At 67.0% G+C, this 1826-nt stretch carries 3 protein-coding genes; all 3 read left to right on the top strand.

The window, feature by feature from the left end:
• Positions 1 to 1155 (top strand): mercury(II) reductase (gene merA, locus RTW80_RS24620; protein WP_312720687.1); only part of this gene is annotated, 1155 nt, incomplete at its 5' end.
• A 17-nt stretch (positions 1156 to 1172) separates the two neighbouring features.
• Positions 1173 to 1535 carry a mercury resistance co-regulator MerD gene (gene merD / locus RTW80_RS24615; protein WP_001277456.1) on the top strand — a complete coding sequence of 121 codons (363 nt, stop codon included), beginning with the start codon at positions 1173 to 1175 and terminating at the stop codon, positions 1533 to 1535.
• Positions 1532 to 1768, top strand: coding sequence for a broad-spectrum mercury transporter MerE (gene merE / locus RTW80_RS24610; protein WP_000993386.1), 237 nt, complete (start codon positions 1532 to 1534; stop codon positions 1766 to 1768). The genes merD and merE overlap by 4 nt, the downstream gene beginning before the upstream one ends.
• Positions 1769 to 1826: the final 58 nt, after the last annotated feature.

Genomic DNA, 1826 nt, shown 5'->3' with positions numbered 1-1826 from the left:
CAGCAGGCCCGCGTCGATGAACTGCGCCACGCCAAGTACGAAGGCATCTTGGAGGGCAATCCGGCGATCACTGTGCTGCACGGCTCCGCCCGCTTTAAGGACAATCGCAACCTGATCGTGCAACTCAACGACGGCGGCGAGCGCGTGGTGGCATTCGACCGCTGCCTGATCGCCACCGGCGCGAGCCCGGCCGTGCCGCCGATTCCCGGCCTGAAAGACACTCCGTACTGGACTTCCACTGAAGCGCTGGTCAGCGAGACGATTCCTAAGCGCCTGGCCGTGATTGGCTCATCAGTGGTGGCGCTGGAGCTGGCGCAGGCGTTCGCCCGACTCGGAGCGAAGGTGACGATCCTGGCTCGCAGCACGCTGTTCTTCCGCGAAGACCCAGCTATAGGCGAAGCCGTCACGGCCGCATTCCGCATGGAGGGCATCGAGGTGAGGGAACACACCCAGGCCAGCCAGGTCGCGTATATCAATGGTGAAGGGGACGGCGAATTCGTGCTCACCACGGCGCACGGCGAACTGCGCGCCGACAAGCTGCTGGTCGCCACCGGCCGCGCGCCCAACACACGCAAGCTGGCACTGGATGCGACGGGCGTCACGCTCACCCCGCAAGGCGCTATCGTCATCGACCCCGGCATGCGTACAAGCGTGGAACACATCTACGCCGCAGGCGACTGCACCGACCAGCCGCAGTTCGTCTATGTGGCGGCAGCGGCCGGCACTCGCGCCGCGATCAACATGACCGGCGGTGACGCGGCCCTGAACCTGACCGCGATGCCGGCCGTGGTGTTCACCGACCCGCAAGTGGCGACCGTAGGCTACAGCGAGGCGGAAGCGCACCATGACGGCATCAAAACTGATAGTCGCACGCTAACGCTGGACAACGTGCCGCGCGCGCTCGCCAACTTCGACACGCGCGGCTTCATCAAACTGGTGGTTGAAGAAGGCAGCGGACGACTGATCGGCGTGCAGGCAGTGGCCCCGGAAGCGGGCGAACTGATCCAGACGGCCGCACTGGCGATTCGCAACCGGATGACGGTGCAGGAACTGGCCGACCAGTTGTTCCCCTACCTGACGATGGTCGAAGGGTTGAAGCTCGCGGCGCAGACCTTCAACAAGGATGTGAAGCAGCTTTCCTGCTGCGCCGGGTGAGGACAAGGAGGTGTGCGATGAGCGCCTACACGGTATCGCAACTGGCCCATAACGCTGGGGTGAGCGTACATATCGTGCGCGACTACCTGGTGCGCGGCTTGTTACGGCCGGTGGCCTGCACCACGGGCGGCTACGGCGTGTTCGACGATGCGGCCTTGCAACGGCTGTGCTTCGTGCGCGCGGCCTTCGAGGCGGGTATCGGCCTGGATGCCCTGGCGCGGCTGTGCCGTGCGCTCGACGCAGCGGACGGCGCACAAGCCGCAGCGCAGCTTGCCGTGCTGCGCCAGTTGGTCGAGCGGCGGCGCGCGGCGTTGGCCCATCTGGACGCGCAACTGGCCTCCATGCCAGCCGAGCGGGCGCACGAGGAGGCATTGCCGTGAACGCCCCTGACAAACTGCCGCCCGAGACGCGCCAACCCGTTTCCGGCTACCTGTGGGGTGCGCTGGCCGTGTTGACCTGCCCCTGCCATCTGCCGATTCTCGCCGCCGTGCTGGCCGGGACGACCGCCGGTGCCTTCCTTGGCGAGCATTGGGGTGTTGCCGCGCTCGCGCTGACCGGCTTGTTCGTTCTGGCCGTAACGCGGCTGCTGCGCGCCTTCCGGGGCGGATCATGACGAGTTCGCAGCCCGCCGGATGGACGGCGGCCGAGTTGGCGCAGGCGGCGGCGCGCGG

Origin of the sequence: Escherichia sp. AM3, from assembly GCF_032029835.1 — a bacterium.
GTDB lineage: Bacteria > Pseudomonadota > Gammaproteobacteria > Enterobacterales > Enterobacteriaceae > Escherichia > Escherichia coli.
The sequence above is the reverse complement of the archived record's forward strand: the minus strand, read 5'-3'. Positions and strand labels throughout refer to the sequence as shown.

What these genes read in the sequence shown, in the direction of transcription:
- merD (WP_001277456.1), top strand. Translation starts at nt 1,173, where the DNA reads ATGAGCGCCTACACGGTATCGCAACTGGCCCATAACGCTGGGGTGAGC.